Annotated in this window: 17 protein-coding genes (1 of these 17 cut by a window edge); 6 read left to right on the top strand and 11 right to left on the bottom strand. The window is 49.3% G+C overall.

The annotated features are described in order from the left end of the window. The 3 genes from truA to KTO58_RS20550 form a co-directional block, all read right to left on the bottom strand. Positions 1-545, bottom strand: partial view of a tRNA pseudouridine(38-40) synthase TruA gene (truA, locus tag KTO58_RS20540; RefSeq protein WP_095841469.1) — the 5' portion only. The gene continues 241 nt to the left of window position 1, outside the view; the window shows 545 of its 786 coding nt (coding positions 1-545); it begins with the start codon at positions 543-545; the stop codon falls past the left edge of the window. Between the two features lie 111 nt (positions 546-656). Continuing rightward, positions 657-2,243, bottom strand: a complete 1,587-nt coding sequence (locus KTO58_RS20545) for a proline and serine-rich protein 1 family protein (RefSeq protein ID WP_095837595.1) — start codon at positions 2,241-2,243, stop codon at positions 657-659. 36 nt (positions 2,244-2,279) lie between these two features. Then, on the bottom strand, positions 2,280-2,777 hold the full coding sequence (locus KTO58_RS20550; protein WP_095837594.1) for an acyl-CoA carboxylase biotin carboxyl carrier protein subunit: 498 nt from the start codon (positions 2,775-2,777) through the stop codon (positions 2,280-2,282). 131 nt (positions 2,778-2,908) lie between these two features. Here KTO58_RS20550 and KTO58_RS20555 point away from each other — a divergent pair, with 131 nt between their 5' ends. After that, the gene (locus KTO58_RS20555) at positions 2,909-5,437 is read left to right on the top strand and encodes a M1 family aminopeptidase (protein WP_095837593.1); all 2,529 of its coding nucleotides are present in this window, start codon (positions 2,909-2,911) and stop codon (positions 5,435-5,437) included. Positions 5,438-5,508: 71 nt separating this feature from the next. Here KTO58_RS20555 and KTO58_RS20560 read toward each other — a convergent pair whose 3' ends face one another. From KTO58_RS20560 to KTO58_RS20575, 4 genes are all read right to left on the bottom strand, one after another. Further along, positions 5,509-6,459 carry a hypothetical protein gene (locus KTO58_RS20560; RefSeq protein ID WP_095837592.1) on the bottom strand — a complete coding sequence of 317 codons (951 nt, stop codon included), beginning with the start codon at positions 6,457-6,459 and terminating at the stop codon, positions 5,509-5,511. A 62-nt stretch (positions 6,460-6,521) separates the two neighbouring features. Continuing rightward, complete coding sequence (locus KTO58_RS20565; protein ID WP_095837591.1) at positions 6,522-7,277, bottom strand: TPM domain-containing protein; 756 nt, start codon at positions 7,275-7,277, stop codon at positions 6,522-6,524. Positions 7,278-7,283: 6 nt separating this feature from the next. Continuing rightward, complete coding sequence (locus tag KTO58_RS20570) at positions 7,284-7,739, bottom strand: TPM domain-containing protein (protein ID WP_095837590.1); 456 nt, start codon at positions 7,737-7,739, stop codon at positions 7,284-7,286. Positions 7,740-7,811: 72 nt separating this feature from the next. After that, positions 7,812-8,390, bottom strand: a complete 579-nt coding sequence (locus tag KTO58_RS20575; RefSeq protein WP_095837589.1) for a LemA family protein — start codon at positions 8,388-8,390, stop codon at positions 7,812-7,814. Between the two features lie 511 nt (positions 8,391-8,901). Between KTO58_RS20575 and KTO58_RS20580 the strand changes: the two genes are divergently transcribed. After that, a complete protein-coding gene (locus KTO58_RS20580) occupies positions 8,902-9,366 on the top strand; it encodes a response regulator (protein WP_095837587.1) in 465 nt (154 codons plus the stop codon). Here the strand turns inward: KTO58_RS20580 and KTO58_RS20585 are convergent, their stop codons facing one another. After that, entirely contained in the window at positions 9,367-10,152 is a 786-nt protein-coding gene (locus tag KTO58_RS20585) for a hypothetical protein (RefSeq protein WP_095837586.1), read from the bottom strand. 154 nt (positions 10,153-10,306) lie between these two features. Between KTO58_RS20585 and KTO58_RS20590 the strand changes: the two genes are divergently transcribed. Further along, on the top strand, positions 10,307-11,680 hold the full coding sequence (locus KTO58_RS20590; RefSeq protein ID WP_095837585.1) for a dipeptidase: 1,374 nt from the start codon (positions 10,307-10,309) through the stop codon (positions 11,678-11,680). A gap of 53 nt (positions 11,681-11,733) precedes the next feature. On the opposite strand, the gene KTO58_RS20595 is transcribed toward KTO58_RS20590, so the two are convergent. Genes KTO58_RS20595 through KTO58_RS20605 form a run of 3 tightly spaced genes read right to left on the bottom strand, consistent with a single transcriptional unit; the run spans position 11,734 to position 14,174 of the window. Next, a complete protein-coding gene (locus KTO58_RS20595; RefSeq protein ID WP_157752820.1) occupies positions 11,734-12,705 on the bottom strand; it encodes an HTTM domain-containing protein in 972 nt (323 codons plus the stop codon). Then, complete coding sequence (locus KTO58_RS20600; RefSeq protein WP_157752819.1) at positions 12,702-13,289, bottom strand: hypothetical protein; 588 nt, start codon at positions 13,287-13,289, stop codon at positions 12,702-12,704. Before KTO58_RS20600 ends, KTO58_RS20595 begins: the two co-directional genes overlap by 4 nt. Positions 13,290-13,319: 30 nt before the next feature. Next, positions 13,320-14,174, bottom strand: a complete 855-nt coding sequence (locus KTO58_RS20605) for a hypothetical protein (protein WP_095837582.1) — start codon at positions 14,172-14,174, stop codon at positions 13,320-13,322. Between the two features lie 220 nt (positions 14,175-14,394). Between KTO58_RS20605 and KTO58_RS20610 the strand changes: the two genes are divergently transcribed. From KTO58_RS20610 to KTO58_RS20620, 3 genes are all read left to right on the top strand, one after another. After that, complete coding sequence (locus KTO58_RS20610) at positions 14,395-14,793, top strand: RNA-binding S4 domain-containing protein (RefSeq protein ID WP_095841468.1); 399 nt, start codon at positions 14,395-14,397, stop codon at positions 14,791-14,793. 94 nt (positions 14,794-14,887) lie between these two features. Further along, on the top strand, positions 14,888-16,114 hold the full coding sequence (lysA, locus tag KTO58_RS20615; RefSeq protein WP_198315173.1) for a diaminopimelate decarboxylase: 1,227 nt from the start codon (positions 14,888-14,890) through the stop codon (positions 16,112-16,114). Between the two features lie 18 nt (positions 16,115-16,132). Further along, positions 16,133-16,768, top strand: coding sequence for a DUF3267 domain-containing protein (locus tag KTO58_RS20620; protein WP_095837581.1), 636 nt, complete (start codon positions 16,133-16,135; stop codon positions 16,766-16,768). The last annotated feature ends 46 nt before the right edge of the window (positions 16,769-16,814 follow it).

Raw genomic sequence — 16,814 nt, forward strand, 5'->3', positions numbered from 1 at the left:
ACGTAATATACCAGTCTATCGCCTGCTGTTTCCCAGTAGGAGGTATGGATCTGGCAATTGAAGGTATGTACCTGGGTGTTCCGTTTGGAGAAGGTAGAGAAGTCGGTATATTCCTTAATAACGGCGGCGGCTTCGTTGAGGGCCTGCAGGTCGAGTTTGTAGGGGTAGTAGTATGCGCGGTCTTTCAGGAAGGGGTCTTTATGTTTATACAGGCTGTATTCGTAGGCGCGGCCCAGGGCATCGAAGCGGGAGTGTGCGTTGGCGGGCACTTCATAGACGGCGTTGAGTACTATATCCGGGGAGAGGATGGCGTTGACCTTGTAGAGGAATTGTGGATGCAGGGGTTGTTCGAGGTCGAAATGCAGGAAGTTCTGGCGGGCATGTACGCCTGCATCTGTGCGGCTGGAGCCGGTGGTTGCTATGGTGGTACGATGCAATATGCTTATTGCCCTGTCGATCTCTGCCTGAACGGTGTGAGCGTTCTCCTGTACCTGGAATCCATTAAATATGGTGCCTTTGTAGGCGACCTCAATAAAATACCTCATATCTATATATAACCTTCCGGACGCGAAAGTAAACAAAAAGTGCGGCCGGTCCAGCTGTAGGTTCAGCATCGGACCGGCCGTGATATCTTGTGTTATATATATGCGGGTGTATTATTTTTTGACCATTGCCTTGAACCGGTTCTGGTAGTAGCTATCTGTGAGCAGGCTTGAGAGGGAGGAGAACTGTTCGGAGTCGTATGCTTTAGGGTAAGCGAGATCGAGCAGTTTATAGCGATTCTCGTCGGTGCTCAGGAGTTGTACGAGGCTTTTGATCTGTGCGGTTTCCAGGCAATAGTTCTTTGTATTCTTGCGGAAGGCGTCGATCATGCCATCATCGTCTTTGGCGGCGACGAAGCGGCGGAGTACTTTACGATAGGCGGCATCGTCCATTACGTTGGCGCAATCGGAGTTGACCATTTTGAGTGCGCTGTTTTTTTTATCGTTCTCTTTGGGAGTATCGCTTTCTGCGGGGGTGGTAGCTGGTGTTATGGTACCGGCGGGTAGGTTAGTGCCGGCACTGGCATCTTGCTGGCGGGCGGCTTCCCGTTCTTTTTTCCTACGTTCTTTCCAGGTGAGTCTTTCCGGTTGCACTCCTACTCCATAGCCGCTGCTGTCGGTGATGATATTGTTAGGATGTTCTGGTTCGCCGAGATATTCGGATACCTTTTTTCTTTTGCGGTCTTTTTTGCTGCTGCTTTTAACCACTGTATTATTATCTCCAGCGGAGGTGATAGCGGTTGTAACGGGGAGGGTGCCGGCGGCGGGTGCGGCATCCGGGACGGTGGGTGTTTTGGCGGCCTCTTCGCCGAATTCGATGAATTCGGGGTTACCGTTCTTTTTCTTTGCTTTACGCGATTTGCGTGCTGGTTCCTCAGCAGTAGTTGTGTTGGCGGGATCGCCGGTCGTGACGGCAGCTGCGGCGGCTTCTTTATGTTCTTCCGCGATCACATCTCCCAGTATGGCTTTTTCTTCGGCGGTGAGTGGTTCTTTTTCTTTCCTTTTCTTTTTGGATTTGCGGCTACTCCCCTCTCCTTCTGTGGAGGGAGGTTCTACTACTGTACCGGCCACCGGTGCGGTGGTAACGGGTTGGGCTGCCGGGATATCGGAGGGGCGATCGTCGCTTACTACTTTATCGAGGGCGGCGGAGAAGGGGTTGTCGCTCTTCTTTGCCGGTGCGGTGTCTGTTGTTGTTTTGTGAGGGCCATTGACCTGGGCTTTATCGTTGAAGGAGGTCTCCAGGTCTTTCTGGAGGGAGGCCATCATTGCTTTTTTGGCGGTATCCTCTTCTGTGGCCGGCGCGGGTGTATTGTCGGTGGCGGCGGTTTCCTGCGGTGTTTCAGTATTGTTTTTGGTTACCCGGAAAGTCTGGAGGTTATATAGTGCATACCCTTTATCGCCATCGGCTTTGAGCAGGTATCCCTGGTCGTTTTTGCCGGCGAGCCTGATCTTAAATTCCTGTTCGGGGCTTTCATTTTTGGGAAAGCCTACGGTGATGGGCGTGGTACCGGCATCGAGTTTGGATAATATGATGTAACCTCTATCTGAAGAGCTGAGCAGTTTACCATTATATTTTACATAGAAAGGCTGAGGCTTTTCATTTTGAATATATACGTAATACTGCTGATCCTGTGCCTGTAAGGAGGTAATAAACCCTAGGAGGCTCAGTGCATATATAATTCTTTTAAAATATCTTCCCATAATGCAATGTGGCTATACAACCGGATAATGCAAATATTATTCCAGTACTATCAATACTTCTCCTTTCTCTACTGCGGTGCGTTCTGTGACTTTAATATCTTTTACGACGGCGTCGGTGGTGGATTTGAATACATTTTCCATTTTCATGGCTTCGAGGATGAGGACGGGGTCGCCTTTTTTGATTTCCTGTCCGGGCGTTACGAGTATTTTTAGTACGAGGCCGGGCATGGGAGCTTTGATATCGTTCACTTTGCGGGTGAGTGCATCTTTGATACCCATCGCGGCCAGTAGCTGATCGATGGGTTCTTCGATATTGACTTCGTATATCTGTTGTCCGATCTGAATGCCGGCGGTTTTGGTTTCTTTATTGATATGGAGGACCTGTGCTACGTAGCTTCGGCCATCGAGTATGATGCTAAAGTTACCTCCCGGCAGTTCTATTCCTGACCAGGCTACCTGTTGGCCATTGCATGTTACCTGATCGCCAGTTTCTATATTAAATGACGTTTTCCCGTCTACAATTGCTTTTATCATAAAATGGGCGGTACTTGTTGTACCGTAACAAAAATAGCATTTTTAACCACTTACCTTGTATTTGGTCCATTTGTTTAAATTTGGCGTCTTACTTTCTTTTTTCGCAATTAGATTTGTTTAAAATAGATTTCATGAATCCACATCTTAAGAGCACGCTATTTAACCTGCTATTGGGAGGCTTGACGGGGCTGGCATTGTATTCGCCGGTGCTGGCACAGTCCGGGGATACAAAATCCCAGGATGATCCCAAGCTGAAGATCTACCGTAGCACTCCTACCAAAATCAACGACCTTGTACATACCAAGCTGGATGTACGTTTTGACTATGCGAAGCGTTACCTGTACGGGAAGGCCTGGATTACGCTGCGTCCTCATTTTTACGCTACTGATTCTCTGACGCTTGATGCCAAGGGTATGGACATTAAGGCGGTAGCGGTTGTTAAAGGCGGTAAAAATGTACCATTGAAGTACCAGTATGATAGCAAGGAGGTGCTTATAAAACTGGACAAGACCTATAACAGTACGGAGTCTTATGTGATATATGTGGATTATGTATCGAAGCCGGATGAGTTGAAGGGAGTGAAGGGCAGTGCGGCGATTACTGATTCTAAGGGTTTATACTTTATCAATCCGGACGGTAAGGATCCGAAGAAGCCGATACAGATATGGACGCAGGGTGAAACGGAAGCTTCTTCTGTATGGTTCCCTACGATCGACAAGAATAACCAGCGTTGTACGCAGGAGATCAGCATGACGGTGAACAAGCAGTATGTAACGTTGTCTAATGGTAAGCTGGTATCTCAGAAGAACAATGCGGATGGTACGCGTACGGATACCTGGAAGATGGATCTGCCGCATGCTCCTTACCTGTTTATGATGGCGGTGGGTGACTTTGCCGTTGTGAAAGACCAGTGGCGTGGTAAGGAAGTGAATTATTATGTAGAGAAGGCGTATGCTCCTTATGCCAAGAACATTTTTGGCAATACTCCTGAGATGATGACTTTCTTTTCGAAGGTATTGGGTGTAGACTATCCGTGGGTGAAGTATTCGCAGGTGGTAGTCCGTGATTATGTGTCGGGAGCTATGGAGAATACTACGGGTACTATCTTTGGTGATTTTGTGCAGCAGACGGACCGTGAGTTGCTGGACGATAAGTTTGGCGAGGCGGTAATTGCACATGAGTTGTTCCATCATTGGTTTGGCGATCTGGCTACGTGTGAGTCCTGGAGTAATTTGTCGTTGAACGAGTCTTTTGCTGATTACAGTGAGTATCTGTGGTTTGAGCAGAAGTATGGTAAGGATATGGCAGATGAGCACGGGTATGAGGCGGTGAACAGCTACTGGAATTTTGTACAGTATGCTGGTGACCGTGATCTGATCCGTTTCCACTATCATGACAAGGAGGATATGTTTGATGCGGTTTCTTATCAGAAGGGAGGTCGTATTCTTCATATGTTGCGGAACTATGTGGGTGATGAGGCGTTTTTCAAGTCGCTGAACCTATATCTGAAGACTAATTCATTTAAGGCTACGGAGGCGCATCATCTGCGTCTGGCGTTTGAGGAGGTTACGGGGCGTGACCTGAACTGGTTCTTCAACCAATGGTATTTTGGCCAGGGGTATCCTACGCTGGATATCAGCTATGTGTATGATGATGCGGCCAAGACGGTGCGTGTGATATTGCAGCAGCAGCAGAAGGGCGATAAGATCTTCCAGTTGCCGATGGCTGTGGATATTTATGCAGGCGGTAAAAAGGAAAGGCATGAGATCACGATGTATAACAAGGTGGATACTTTTACTTTCTCTTATGCTACTAAACCGGACTTTGTGAATGTGGATGCTGACAAGGTGGTGTTAGCCAAGCGGAATGATCACCGGGATCTGAGCACTTATGTGTTCCAGTATATGCATGCGCCACAGTACCTGGACAGAAGGGAGGCGATAGAGGTGTTGTTAAAGCAGCAGACGACTGATGCGAGTGCGCTGAAGGCGTTGCAGGCGGCGCTGAAAGACAAGTTCTACGGGTTGCGTGCGATGGCGCTGAAGGGGTTGAACCTGAAGGATGCGAAGGTGAAGGAAGCGGTGTACAGTACTGTGATCGACATTGCGAAGAACGATCCGCAGTCAAAGGCACGTGCGGCAGCGATCACGTTGTTGGGTAAGCAAAAGGATGCGGCTAATGTGGCATTGTTTGAGCAGGCTGTAAAGGACAAGTCTTATGCGGTGGCTGGAGCGGCGTTGAATGCGTTATCTGAGTTGGATACAGAGAAGGGTTATGGGCTGGCGAAGCAGTTGGAGAAGGATTCTAAAGGCGCGCTTAACAGTGCTATTGCGGGTGTGTATGCTAAAAAAGCTGATCCTAAGGATGTGGCGTTTTTCTCTCATGCGCTTGCGGAGGCCTCCGGTCAGAGTAAGTTTGATGCGGCGGTGCTTTACCTGAAGGTATTGGCTAACCTGGAGGATACGCCTGTTTTCCAGAAGGGTATAGACGAGATCCGTGGCATGGCGGAGCAATTCAACAATAAGATGGTGAACAATTACCTGGTGACGTTGCTATCTCCTATTGCGAAGAACAAGGCGGACAAGGGGTTGACCCAGCAGAGTGACTATGTGCAGCAATTGATCAAGGAGTTGAAAGAGAGTGGTAAGGAAGAGGAATAGTTGCTTTTAATTTTAGTCTATACAAGGGAAGTTCGTTAAGAGCTTCCCTTTTTTTTATTTGAGGTAATGGATCAGGCGACCTGTATAATTTTATCTTCGAGTTCGTCCCATCTCCAGGGGCTGTTGAGGAGCCGGACGCCTCCGAGCCACCGGTGTTGGAGGGGGACATAGTCGAGGTAGTTTTCTTCGCCTTGGAGGATTTCTCTGCCGAGGGCGGTGATGGTGACCATTTGGTCGACTTGTTCGATAACGCCGGCTCTGAGCATTCGCTGGAGGTATATATCCAGTTGGAAGTCGCCGAAGCCATATATTTTCATTTCGTTCCAGAAGAGGTAGTAGAGGTCGTACCAGCGGTAGTTGCCGTATGCCAGTTTGAGCAGGAAGAATCGTTGGATGGTGTTGAGGCCATCCCGTTTGGAGGGGAGTCGTTGGAGGTGGGCTTTGAGAGCGGGGCCGAGCAGTGCCAGGGCGCCATCGTTGGCGACGTGGCTGACAGTTTCGAGCATAAGTGGATCTTTCTGGCAGTATGCTTCCCAAGCTCTGGCTGCCAGTTCGAGGTCTGGTATTTCGAGGAATACCCTGTTTTCGAAGAGTTGGGGGAAGTGTTTGGCGGACAGCATTCCGAGGCCTCTGAAGTCGGGTATATCCTGGTGGTGGTCGATGGAGACCAGGCTGATGTTGTGAAAGTCTGGCTTTTGTGTTTTCAGGTAGTGTAAAATAAAGAGGAGGTTGATCTGGCAGAAGAGGTCGAATTCGAACCAGAGGACGATCTCGTCGATATCCGGTGTTGTGTTTAGTTTGTCTAATTCTGTGACTACGCTGGCATGGTATGTTTGCATATCGATACCATATTGGTATTCGAGGTGTTTGGCCCGGGTTTCGAAGAAAGCCATCATGTCGGTGGTATATTTGACTTTTCCTTCGCACATCATTTCCCGGCAGACTACGGTCTGGCCTTGCAGGCCGCTTTCCCGGAACTGGGTGAGGGTTGCATCGCCATTGAGGACATGAAGACAGTTCATAAGTTAGCGCTTTACACCCGTCTTAACACAATTACCGGGCCGTGGGTTCAAAAGCGGAGGTATTACCAGCTACCGCTGGCTCCGCCGCCTCCACCAGATCCGCCACCGAAGCCACCGAAACCGCCACCGCCGCCGCCGGACCATCCGCCGCCGCTGTTGCCACCGAATCCGCCGCCGATGGGTATCCACCCGCCCCAGCCTCTGCGATTGATGGTGGTGCCACCGCCGCCGCCGCGGTTGTTAGAAATGGCGAGGATGATGATGATAATGATGATGATGACGAAAACGCCGCCACCGCCGATGCTTTTGGGTTTGCGGGGGATGCCTTTGTATTCGCCTGCCGCTGCTTTGGCGATGACATCAATGGCATCGTCGAGGCCTTGATAGTAGTGGCCATCGCGGAATTGTGGTTTGATGATCTGATCGATGATACGGTTGGCGATGGCATCTGGTATGGCGCCTTCCATGCCGTATCCGGTTTCTATACGGACGCGGCGATCTTGTACGGCTACCAGGATGAGGAGGCCGTTATTTTTTTCTTTGGTACCGATGCCCCAGTCTCTGAGGATTTTGAGGGCATATTCGCTGATATCGTAGTCTCCTGTGGTGGGGACGGTGACGATGGCGACCTGTGAGGAGGTGCTATCGTTGTAGGCGACGAGTTTACGTTCGAGGGCATCTGCTTCCTCTCTCAACAATACGCCGCCCAGGTCGTTGACCAGTTTGGGCGGATTGGGTCTGGGGGGTATTTGTTGTGCATAGGTGGAGATTCCCACTAATAAAAGCATTCCCAGACATAACCAGCGTAGTACCCTCATTATCTATTATTTTCCGATGATGATATCATCCGGCAGTTCGTTTTCGTCGCCGGCTTCGTAGGGGAAGTGGTGTTGGAGCGACTCCCCTATTTCTTTGATGCAGGCTTCCATGCCTGTTATTATTTCCGCCCTGGAGAAGTGGTGTACCAGGAGGTTGGCTTCTTCCATCCAGAATTGGTCGCCTACTTTTTCGTGTATGCCCTGGTCGCCCAGTATTGCGAACTGGTGGTCTTTGAGGGCGATGTATAGTAGTACGCCATTGCGTTGTTTTGTTTTTTCCATGTTGAGCGAGAGGAATATTTCTTTTGCTCTGTCCATGGGGTCGACGAAAGCGCAACGGCTTTCCACGAAGAGGCGGATTTCTCCGGAGGTGAGTCTTTCGGCGCTGCGTATGGCTTGTACGAGGCGGGACTTTTCCGGTTCTGTCAGTAATTCTTTTTTACCGAAGGGGAAGATGCCCATTGTATGTGGATTAAGTTTGCCCGTGCCGGCGGCGGCTGTGATGCAGTTGATGCCGGCACGGGGGAAAGGGTTTTAGAATTGCACTTTGGGGGCGTTTTCTGCGCCGGCTTGTGCTTCGAAGTATCCTTTCTGTTTGAATCCGGAGATGCCGGCAACGAGGTTATTCGGGAAAGTACGTACGTTGCTGTTATACTCGTTTACGGCGTTATTGAAGTCGTTGCGGGCAACTGTGATACGGTTTTCGGTACCTTCGAGTTGTGCCTGCAGGTCGAGGAAGTTCTGGTTAGCTTTGAGTTGCGGGTAGCTTTCGGCTACGGCGAGGAGTCGTCCGAGGGCGGAGCTGAGCTGACCTTGTGCTTGTTGGAATTGTTGGATTTTTTCTGGGGAGAGGTCATCGGCGTTGATGGTGACCTGTGTGGCTTTAGCGCGGGCTTCGATCACTTTGGTGAGTGTTTCCTGTTCGAAGTTGGCGGCACCTTTTACGGTATTGACGAGATTGGGGATCAGGTCTGCCCGGCGTTGGTACTGGCTTTGTACGGCACCCCATTTATTTTTCACATTCTCATCCTGTTTTACGAGACCGTTGTATTTGCTGCAACCGAACATGCCCAATAATACGAGGATGATAATAACGATAATACCTTTTTTCATCTGAAACAATTTGCTTGTTATGGCTGGCTGCTGTTGCCGGGCCTGTAACAGCTACCTTGCCAGTACTTTTTTCCTGTGGTTCGACTCTGGATACTGCCCATGTATCCTGTTGGTTTAGTGTGATTTAAATGCGCTTTCTACGAGGCGCTATTCAAACGTACATGAAATTATGCAAAAAGCAATAAACTCAGGTGATACTTTTTTGACATCTATAAACGGAAGTAATTACAACTGTTTTAGGGGAGGGGGTTAGTTATAAATAAATGATATGCTTAATTATCTGTGTGGCAGGTCATGTGGAGGTCATAAAAACACGGGGTATTAACGATTACAGTACAGAATGTATCATTTACGGAGAAGTTATACACGTTGTCGAAAAAAAGCGCATAGTTATGCATGAATCTGTATAATTTTGTGGCTGTTTCCTGCTGCCAGGTAATAAAAGAATACACCAGCTTCATTGTTTCTAACTCATTTATTTTTATTAACTTGGAATTAAGTAAGGGCCTAAATGAATGCACAACACATCCATATTCTCTATATCGATGACGAGATACACAATTTAAATGCTTTCAAAGCCTCCTTCAGGAGGATGTATAGTGTATCTACGGCCGCTTCTGCTGAAGAAGCTTCCCACTTGCTGCAGGAGCAGGAATTTCATATTATTATTTCGGACCAGCGTATGCCTAAGATGACGGGTATAGAGTTTTTTGAGTCTATCCTGGACAAGTATCCGGAGCCGATCCGTATTTTGCTGACGGGGTATGCGGATATTAATGCGGTGATTGATGCGATCAACAAGGGGCAGGTGTATAAGTATTTTTCCAAGCCCTGGAATGAGGAGGAGTTGAAGCATAATATCGAGAAGGCATTTGAGGTTTATTCGCTGCGGAAGGAGAATAAGGAGCTCACTGCCAAGTTGCTGGATGTAAATGAAAAGCTGGAATTTTTACTTCGCCAGAAGCTGATATCCTAATCAGTAGTAGGTATAGCTGATCGATGCTGCGGGGATTATTCTTCTGCCAGAGATCGTTGTTTTGATCAGTCTTTCTTTTTCATCGTAGTTATTATTGCAGGTAGCCAGGGTGTCTTTTCCTTGTGAGATGAGGTGGACGTTATTGGCGGACAGTGCGAGTTGGTAGAGCCAAGGTTCTCTGAAGAGGATGGCGGACCAGTTTCGTACGTAATACAGTGGGTTAGCGCGGTATTCATATTCGTATGCGGCGACGGTACCATCTGCTTGTTTCATGCGGGCGACGTTGAAGCCATTGTCGTAGAAGAGGGAATCTCCTTCGGGGAGTACGGTGATGCGGCCGGCGCCATCTCTTTGGATAGCGGCTATTTTGGGGGTGAGTATATATAATTCTGTGTCCCAGTAGTCGTACGCGATGATATTTCCGTTGTTGTTATATACGTATTTGTTGCCGGTGGCTACATTTTCTCCTTTTTCTTTATAGGCTACTGTTGTGATGCGGTTATCTCCGGCGTAGGAGATATAGTATCCTGCGCGGAGCGTGCCGGGTGTTTCTTCGGTTATGATGACGGAGTCGAGGTTGTTGGCGTTATTATAATGGAGCTGGTAGTGCCGGATGTTTTGGTCCTGCTGGATGGTGGTGGGTTTGACAATCAATTCTTTGAGCCGGAAGTCGGGTGGTGGACTTACGGGGAAGAACGGGTCGAAATTGGCGCCACGCTCCGGTTGGCAGCCGATGGAGGAGGCAGTGATCAACAGGATAATTAAGTAAGTAAAAACGGATCTCATACACTGCGAAAATTTAATGGTTCCCTGAAGGTTGCTATCAATAAAGCGGCGGTGCTGATCATGTAACGGTTGATGGGAGGGATTGTTACACGTGATGTTGGGGCAATGGAAATTCCCTTAAATTGCACCCCATTATGAACTTAATATTTTAGATATGCAAGTTTGGAAAGATTACCAGGGCCAACATAAGGAGCGATTCCTGGAAGAACTGCTGGAGTTACTTCGCATTCCTTCAGTAAGTGCGGATTCCCGCCATAATCAAGACACCATTAAATGTGCGGAAGCGGTAAAGCAGCGTTTGCAAGAGGCAGGAGCTGACAATGTAGCGGTATGTCCTACTGCGGGGCATCCTATTGTATATGGAGAAAAAATTATAGACCCGGCGCTACCGACTGTGTTGGTATACGGGCATTATGATGTACAGCCACCGGATCCGCTGGAGCTTTGGCATAGTGGTCCGTTTGAGCCGGTTATTAAGGACGGCAGGATCTATGCGCGGGGCAGTGCGGATGATAAGGGGCAGTTTTACATGCATGTGAAGGCGTTTGAGACGATGATCCGTACGAACACATTGCCCTGTAATGTTAAGTTTATGATCGAAGGTGAGGAAGAAGTGGGCAGTGCTAACCTGGGTATTTTCCTGAAGGACAACAAGGAGCGTTTGAAAGGCGATGTGGTGTTGATCTCTGATACCTCTATGATCAGCCTGGAGCATCCTTCTCTGGATACGGGTTTACGTGGGCTGGCGTATATGGAGGTAGAGGTAACTGGTCCTAACCGTGACCTGCACAGCGGTGTGTACGGAGGTGCGGTGGGTAACCCGGCTACTATCCTGTGCAAGATGATTGCCTCTTTGCATGACGAGAACAATCATATTACTATTCCTGGTTTTTACGACAATGTGCAGGAGTTGACTGCGGAGGAGCGTACGGCATTGAACCAGGCCCCCTTTAGCGAGGAGGCGTATAAGGCGGAGTTGGGAGTTGCGGATGTATGGGGAGAGAAGGGGTATACTACGATCGAGCGTACGGGTATCCGTCCTACGTTGGAGGTGAATGGTATCTGGGGTGGTTATACCGGTGAGGGTTCCAAGACGGTATTACCATCTAAGGCGTTTGCGAAGATCTCTATGCGACTGGTGCCTAATCAGGACTGGCATGAGATCTCTGATCTGTTTGCCAAACATTTTGAGAAAATTGCTCCTGCATCGGTGAAGGTGAAGGTGACGGCGCATCATGGCGGTAATCCATATGTGACGCCTACTGATCATATTGCATTCAAGGCAGCCAGTGAGGCTATCAAGGAGACATTTGGCAAGGCACCTATCCCGGTACGTGGCGGTGGTAGTATTCCTATTGTGGCATTGTTCGAGAAGGAGCTTGGATTGAAGACGATCCTGATGGGTTTTGGTCTGGACAATGACAATCTGCACTCTCCTAATGAGAAGTATGACCTGGAGAACTATTACAAGGGTATTGAGACGATCCCTTATTTCTTCCAGCAGTTTACGACGTTGAGCGCGAAATAATTCTTTCCATTTTATTTTTATACGAGGGGGCCGGTTGTACCGGTTCCCTTTTTTTATGCTTCTTCGGTATGGCAGCAGGCGCTGGTGGCGATGGCGCCGATGTGTTGCAATCGCAGGGAGTGGCGTTTGCGTTGCCAGTGGTCGATTGCGGGGGCGAGGTATGGCCATCCCCAGGCGGCGGTGTTGAGGAGTATCATCATGGCGGCGAAGAGTTGCAGTCCCATGAAGACGGCTATTGCGAGGTGGAGGCTTACGGTGGCGGCATATCCGTATCGGCGGAGGCGGGGTATGCACATCCAGACGGGGTATCCTATTTCTACGAGGAGGGTGCTCCAGCAGATGATGCGAGCGATCCAGGGGTATTGGGAGAGCCAGCTCATGTTCCAGGCGCTGAACTGGGTTTGCATGAGTGTTTGCCAGATCGCTTCGCCGTTCCACCACTGTGTGCCCATTGCCTTTTCTATACCGGAAGCGAGGTAGATGACGCATAGGTGGGCTTGTAGTATGCGGAGGGCGAGGGTATAGTTACTATGCGGGATGGCGGGAGGGCGATAGCGGGCATCGCGGGATGCGGTGTGGGCTACGGGCATTGCGACGCAGTATACCAATGCGATGTGCAGGAATGTTTCTACGCCATAGGCGCCGAGGAAGCCGGTGCTTATGAGCATAAAATGGAGCCACCAGGCGATGAGGGCCATATAGCGGGTGAACTTGCCTAATAGCAGGCCGAGGAGGCTGCCGGTATATATTATTACGAGGGCGTATACGCAGGTGTCGGGATGGCAGCCCAGGGTATTGGCCAGTGGGAGCAGCCATGACAGGCGTGGGAAGTGCGAATAGACGATGCCGTTACTAAGGCCCCACTGAACGAGGCCCATTTGTCCGTATAGCAAGGGTATATCCAGCCAGAGGCAGATGACCTGTATTAGTGCGATGGCGGCGGTACCGATGCGCAATACAGCGAGTGGGGCCGGGGATGTTGGTTGCAGCAGGTGTTGCCGGAGGTATAGACCTGGTGACATCATGGTTCGAGGTTTAAGGTAAGCGGGGTATCGTTGCAGGTACGTTTTTTCATGTCTTTGATAAAGATGGGGACCCATTTGGGGCGGGCGCCGTTATTGAAGGCGGACATGGTTGGTATTTCATGGCTTACGACGGTGACTCTTATCCATTGGCCCTGCGGGTGTTGGCGGAGCATGTAGGAGGCGCAGCTTTGGGCGAGGAGGTCGCGGGCTTCGGTGATATTGAAGAAGTTGTAGATGGTTTGTACGCGGCGGTCGCATTCGGCGTTGGCGGTTTGGAGCTGGCATACTTCCTGGTTGCCGAGGGGGTCGACTACGGTGTAAAGTACGGTGGTCTCCTCTCCTATTTGGGGGGCGAAGAAGCTGAAGATATTTCCGGCGCCGGTATAGTCGCCGTAGGCGGCCAGTATTTTGGGGAGCCAGGCAGGTCTGACGTTCCATTCGCGTATATGTGCGGCGTGGAGGGCCACTACGGCGAGATGGACGGTCGCCAGGGTGATGAGGAAATACTGCATCCGTTTCATGGTATGTATAATTGGGGAAGAAGGGACAACATGCGCATATTCCTTCCGCAGTGCAATGCGCATGTTGTCAGGTTGTTTATCAATCGACGATGGTTAGAACACGAGTTGTTGTTGAGCGCCGAGGATGGCGCCACCGGGTACTGTTTCTATGCCCAGTACGGTGTAGCGTTTATCCAATGAGATGAGGTTAGCGCGGATATCTTTGAGGTATTTGATATCGAAGCAGCCTATCATATTGGGGAATTTGCGGCGGATGAGGTCTTTCCAGGTGTACATGAGGCGAGCGTCTGCGAGGCGGGCGGCAGGTGCTGTCTGCTCTATATCACCGAAGCCGTAGAAGCCACGGGTGAAGAAGGGCAGTTTGCTATCATCCGGCAATGCGATCCGGAATTTATCCAGCGGTGCGTTGGCGGTGACTTTGAGGTCGATCGCATCTGCTTGCAGGCGGCTAGCGGCCTGGAGGAAAGATTTGGTTGCCAAGATGTTCTGTTTGTCGTTGACGGTGAGTGTGGTGATGTCGGCAAAGGTTTTGCTATCTGCTTTTTGGAGCAGGGTGGCGGCCCTGTTGGCGATATCATATACTGGTATCATTGTGGGGCAGGTCTTGATCCAGATCTTTTTGATGGGTACGAATTTATAGCCCAATTTGAGTAGATCCGGAGCGGCGAATTTGTCTGCCGGGTACAATGTTTCGTCGGACAAGGAGCCGTAGCTATTTCTTGTGACGTAGGGGTTTTGTGGCAATGGATCGAAAGAGAGCAGGTATGCTTCCTGGGGCAGATCTTTGAGGATGGCGTCCATGGCATCGCTGCTGGCGGCGCGGGCGTTTACATTATTACTGTTGGCGGACAGATTGGATTGTCCTGTTGGCGATGTCTGGTCCTTTTGACAGGAGAACAGGGATATGGCGGCACAGCCTGCCAGTATCCACATAAAGTGTGTACGCATGTTGCTTTTGGGGTTTGTGGTTAAATAATGGTGGGTTGTGACAGCAATGGAGAATGAACACTGTAAGGGATCGATCTGCTCTAAGTGTTTTAAATTATTCCGTAAAATTGTATCATAATTGGAACATGGGCAAGAGCGGAAGTACCGGATTCGGGCAGTAGATGTTGCCAAATTTGGGCTTACGTATAATTGCGGTGTTTATTTAAAAGGGAGATTGTATATGCAGCAAGCAGAAAAATTACGACTTGACAAGTATCTCTGGTCTATACGTGTATTTAAGACCCGCTCTCAGGCGTCGGCGGCATGTGATGCTGGCAAGGTAAAGCTGAATGGTGCGTCGGTGAAGGCGGCGCGTACGGTGGGGATAGGGGACCGGTATGATATCCGGTCGGAGTCGCGTAAGTGGCAGATCGAGGTGACGGGGTTGCTTTCGAACCGGGTGGCTTACAGTGAGGCGATCAAGTATTATATAGATCATACGCCGGAGGAGGATAAATTGGCGGTGCAGCAGGCGACTTCCAGTTTTTATACAGGTAAGCGGCCCAGTAAGATCGGGCGTCCTACGAAGAAGGAGCGACGTGAGCTGGACGGGTTTATGGAAGGTGGAGAGGAAGAATAGGTGCTATGGGGCTCCGGCGATATAGCGACTTATCACATTTTTTGTATTTTCGTGGGCTCATCTATCTTTCATATTATAAATCATTATTACATAGATGTCTAAACAAAGTGATGTGCTATCCGCTGATTATCTTGTAAAGATCGCGGACGAGTTTGGCACACCGGTATATATATACCACGCTGAGAAGATCAAACAGCAGTATGAGAAGTTACAGCATGCTTTTCAGCAAACTGACGCCCGTTTTTTCTATGCCTGTAAAGCGCTTACCAACATTAACATCCTGAAGTATATTAATTCGCTGGGTTGCGGGCTGGATACGGTCTCTATACAGGAGGTACAATTGGGTCTGAAGGCTGGTTTTGAGCCGAGGAACATCATATTCACGCCTAACTGTGTGGATTTGCAGGAGATCATTGCGGCGAAGGATCTGGGAGTGAACATCAATATAGACAATATTTCTATCCTGGAGCAGTTTGGTAATCAGTTTGGGGGTAGTTATCCGATCTGTATCCGTATGAATCCGCATATTATGGCTGGGGGTAATTTCAAGATATCTACCGGTCATGTGGACAGTAAGTTTGGTATTTCCATACACCAGTTGCGTCATATAGAGCGTATTGTGAAGAGTACGAAGTTGAAGGTGACGGGTTTGCATATGCATACGGGATCTGAGATCAAGGATGTGGATGTGTTCCTGCGTGGGGTGGAGATTATGTTTGAGATGGCGCAGCATTTTCCTGAGTTGGAGTTTATTGATCTGGGTAGTGGTTTCAAGGTACCTTATCAGCAAGGTGATCCGGAGACGGATATGGAGTTGTTGGGTAAGAAGTTGTCTGAGGCGTTCAACAATTTCAGCAAGACGTACAATCGTCCGTTGCAGGTATGGTTTGAGCCCGGTAAGTTCCTGGTGAGCCAGAGTGGTTATTTTGTGGTGAAGGCGAATGTGATCAAGCAGACGACAGCTACGGTGTTTGTGGGTGTTAATTCGGGATTTAATCATTTGATCCGTCCGATGTTTTACGAGGCGTTCCATTTGATCCGTAATATTTCGAATGCGAAAGGTACGGAGCGTATCTATACGGTGGTTGGTAATATTTGTGAGACGGATACTTTTGGATGGGATCGTAAGATCAATGAGGTGCGGGAAGGCGACTACCTGGTATTTTACAATGCGGGCGCCTATGGATTTGAGATGTCATCGAATTTCAATTCCCGTTTGAAGCCAGCGGAGGTGTTGGTAAAGGACGGGGCGGCACATTTGATCCGCAAGCGGGATGTGCTGGAGGATTTGCTTCGTAACCAGATAGAGATACCCATGTAATTTATATTTCCCGTACGTATGACCGCCGGTAGTTCCATTCATTCTACTCTGCTGGGGCAGGGATATGTACAGACGGCGCAGTTCGGCTTTGAGGAGCTGATCGGCGCCGTCAGGCAGGGATTTGCGGAGCGTAATGTATATGTTTCGGTTTATAGAGGTTTGTTATTACTTTTCTTTTTATTTTTCCTGGGATTATCGACCTATTATTCTTACCAGGGGTTTCTTTCGTTCGGTACTGCTTCTCTTGGTTTTTTTGGTGGTTTAGCTATTACTTTTTTACTGATCCCTTTGCATGAGCTGATACACGGGTTGATGTTCCGGTATTATGGGGCGAGGCAGGTGCGGTATGGGATGGTGCCGAGGTACCTAATGTTTTATGCGGTGGCTCATTTGTTTGTTGCCAATTACCGGCAGTATCGCTGGATAGGGTTAGCGCCCTGTGTGGTGATTTCGGCGGGCTGCCTGTTGTCGTTGATATGGCTGGCTCCGGTATGGCAGCTGGTGTCGTTGGGTACTTTATTCTTTCATACTTTTTGTTGTGCCGGGGATTTCGGGCTTTGTTCTTATATGCATAGTTACCGGCACCGGGATATCCTGACATTTGATGATGCGGAGGGTAAAACGACCTGGTTTTATTGTCGGGCGGCGCAATAACTTATTATCATTCAAACAGATATTTCTCTCTTACTTTTTGTTGCAA

The sequence above is a fragment of the Chitinophaga pendula genome, from assembly GCF_020386615.1.
GTDB classification, from domain to species: domain Bacteria; phylum Bacteroidota; class Bacteroidia; order Chitinophagales; family Chitinophagaceae; genus Chitinophaga; species Chitinophaga pendula.

Bases quoted from the DNA above. Each gene is read 5' to 3' on its own strand.
- KTO58_RS20545 (WP_095837595.1), bottom strand. From the start codon at position 2,243: ATGGGAAGATATTTTAAAAGAATTATATATGCACTGAGCCTCCTAGGG.
- KTO58_RS20550 (WP_095837594.1), bottom strand. From the start codon at position 2,777: ATGATAAAAGCAATTGTAGACGGGAAAACGTCATTTAATATAGAAACT.
- KTO58_RS20555 (WP_095837593.1), top strand. From the start codon at position 2,909: ATGAATCCACATCTTAAGAGCACGCTATTTAACCTGCTATTGGGAGGC.
- KTO58_RS20560 (WP_095837592.1), bottom strand. From the start codon at position 6,459: ATGAACTGTCTTCATGTCCTCAATGGCGATGCAACCCTCACCCAGTTC.
- KTO58_RS20565 (WP_095837591.1), bottom strand. From the start codon at position 7,277: ATGAGGGTACTACGCTGGTTATGTCTGGGAATGCTTTTATTAGTGGGA.
- KTO58_RS20570 (WP_095837590.1), bottom strand. From the start codon at position 7,739: ATGGGCATCTTCCCCTTCGGTAAAAAAGAATTACTGACAGAACCGGAA.
- KTO58_RS20575 (WP_095837589.1), bottom strand. From the start codon at position 8,390: ATGAAAAAAGGTATTATCGTTATTATCATCCTCGTATTATTGGGCATG.
- KTO58_RS20580 (WP_095837587.1), top strand. From the start codon at position 8,902: ATGAATGCACAACACATCCATATTCTCTATATCGATGACGAGATACAC.
- KTO58_RS20585 (WP_095837586.1), bottom strand. From the start codon at position 10,152: ATGAGATCCGTTTTTACTTACTTAATTATCCTGTTGATCACTGCCTCC.
- KTO58_RS20590 (WP_095837585.1), top strand. From the start codon at position 10,307: ATGCAAGTTTGGAAAGATTACCAGGGCCAACATAAGGAGCGATTCCTG.
- KTO58_RS20595 (WP_157752820.1), bottom strand. From the start codon at position 12,705: ATGATGTCACCAGGTCTATACCTCCGGCAACACCTGCTGCAACCAACA.
- KTO58_RS20600 (WP_157752819.1), bottom strand. From the start codon at position 13,289: ATGCGCATTGCACTGCGGAAGGAATATGCGCATGTTGTCCCTTCTTCC.
- KTO58_RS20605 (WP_095837582.1), bottom strand. From the start codon at position 14,174: ATGCGTACACACTTTATGTGGATACTGGCAGGCTGTGCCGCCATATCC.
- KTO58_RS20610 (WP_095841468.1), top strand. From the start codon at position 14,395: ATGCAGCAAGCAGAAAAATTACGACTTGACAAGTATCTCTGGTCTATA.
- lysA (WP_198315173.1), top strand. From the start codon at position 14,888: ATGTCTAAACAAAGTGATGTGCTATCCGCTGATTATCTTGTAAAGATC.
- KTO58_RS20620 (WP_095837581.1), top strand. From the start codon at position 16,133: ATGACCGCCGGTAGTTCCATTCATTCTACTCTGCTGGGGCAGGGATAT.